The following is a 1883-nucleotide window of genomic DNA, read 5'->3' as shown; positions in this document are numbered from 1 at the left end:
GAGGGTCATATTTTTTGGAGAGAATTAAAATCCAGAGGAATTAGGCCAGAAGATTTCTCTAACCCATCCAATGAATCTGTCTTGTATAAAAGCTTCAGCAAAAAGCATTACCAAGGTGGAACCAAGGAATATGATCGACTTGAACAAGCCGCATCGATCTCCCCAAATCCAAAATTCAGGGAAGCAGCCTTAGCCTCAGCCTCATGGGGAAGCTATCAGGTGATGGGCTTCCATGCCCTTCCGCTGGGATATCCATCAGTTCAACAATTTGTTGATGAAATGCACACCCACGAGCGAAATCATCTGGAAGTTTTTGGAAGGTATATTTTGAAAAATGGCTGTTTAGAGCATTTGCAGACTAAGAATTGGGCAAATTTTGCCAGGTGCTATAATGGTCCAGCTTATGCACAGAATAAGTACGACGAAAAAATGGCGAAGGCCTATTTGAAATTTTTAAACGATTAAACGCTATGGCACTTAAAGAATTAATAAGACTTTTTGAGCGGGATATTGAACTGTTAAAAGTAGAAATTAATGCCTATTCCAGAGAAGAAAACCTATGGAAAGTGGAACCTAACATCACGAATTCCGCAGGTAACTTATGCTTACATCTGGTGGGGAATATGTCTCATTTTGTAGGAAAAGAGATAGGCGGATTTGGTTATATCAGAGATCGGGAATTTGAGTTTGCTGGTAAACACGTACCAAAATCTGACTTGTTGGTTAGAATAGAGAGGCTTCAACAGGTAGTCACTGTCAGCTTAGAAGGCTTGGATGAGTCTATGCTGGAAAAGCATTATCCCTTGGAGGTATTTGGAGAGAAAATGTCTTATAGTTACTTTCTTATTCACCTTTTTGGCCATTTTAGCTATCACTTAGGCCAGATCAATTACCATAGACGATTGCTGGATAAGTAGAAGTAATTCATGATACAGTAAACTATAAAGAATGCTCATATCTCTAAAAAAAAGAGGTGAGTTCAATTTTTTATGAGTCATAAATGAATAAATCCATAGCTGCGATAGATGAATAGGTTCTCTATTAAATCTATCTCATCAGGACCATGTGATGATGGATAGAGACTTAGTCGATCTGTATGGAGTCGAAGCAAGACGTTTAAATGAGCATGTTAAACGCTATGAAAAGGTTTTCCACCTGATTTTTTTCCGGTTGACTGAAGAAAAGTTAGAAGATCTGAAGTCTTTCTAGGCGACTTCCAACAAAGAGAAAATGAGTTTGCGAACGTTGCCTAATGTGCTTAAAACAAAAATTGGCACTAGTATCAAGCGTTTTGAATTCTGATGCTGCTATAGAAGTAAACCTGTAAATCATCCGAGTAAATAATCGAATGCAAGAGGTTTTGGTATCCACTACTAACCTGTCGCTTAAGGTTGGGCAATTGCAAATATTCTTAAGCAAGGGGACAAAACGAAAACCCACGCAGAAGATTTGCGGCTTATCAGTAATGCATTGAAGCAACTTTTGAATGTATCACTTGTACCCAGAGAACCATTTGGATTCAAAATCAACTAGTAGGGGATATCTACCTCACAAAAGAAGTTGCCCGATTCAATTCTGACTAGATTTGATTACAAAGCAAAGACCATCCAAAATTTGGATGGTCTTATTAGTTTAATGCATTAATCCTTTAGCTATTGAATCCTAGTAAAGAACTCTGAATCGGATTGTTCCAGGGATTTGTTTTAGTGCATCGATTGCCTCAGTGGAGTAAGCCTTATCAATATCTGTGATCACATATCCGATTTTCTCATTGGTCTTCAAGTACTGTCCAACGATGTTGATTTCGAAGTTTGCCAAGATCTGGTTGATTTTAGCCAAAACTCCTGGTTCATTCATGTGAATATGAATCAATCTATGGGCAT

General features: G+C 38.2%; 2 protein-coding genes and 1 pseudogene. 2 read left to right on the top strand and 1 reads right to left on the bottom strand.

Annotation, left to right across the window (positions count from 1 at the left end):
- Positions 1-465, top strand: a 465-nt coding sequence (locus tag ABJH98_RS01270) for an N-acetylmuramidase family protein (RefSeq protein ID WP_348305796.1), incomplete at its 5' end; no start/stop codon positions are given.
- A 5-nt stretch (positions 466-470) separates the two neighbouring features.
- Positions 471-917, top strand: coding sequence for a DUF1572 family protein (locus tag ABJH98_RS01265; protein WP_348276344.1), 447 nt, complete (start codon positions 471-473; stop codon positions 915-917).
- A gap of 745 nt (positions 918-1662) precedes the next feature.
- Here ABJH98_RS01265 and ABJH98_RS01260 read toward each other — a convergent pair.
- Positions 1663-1883: pseudogene (locus tag ABJH98_RS01260) on the bottom strand (phosphoglycerate dehydrogenase); the annotation flags it as partial.

This window comes from Reichenbachiella sp., assembly GCF_039969095.1.
Lineage (GTDB): Bacteria > Bacteroidota > Bacteroidia > Cytophagales > Cyclobacteriaceae > Reichenbachiella.
Note: the sequence above shows the minus strand (reverse complement) of the source record. Positions and strands in the feature narration are given on the sequence as shown.

Bases quoted from the DNA above. Each gene is read 5' to 3' on its own strand.
- ABJH98_RS01265 (WP_348276344.1), top strand. From the start codon at position 471: ATGGCACTTAAAGAATTAATAAGACTTTTTGAGCGGGATATTGAACTG.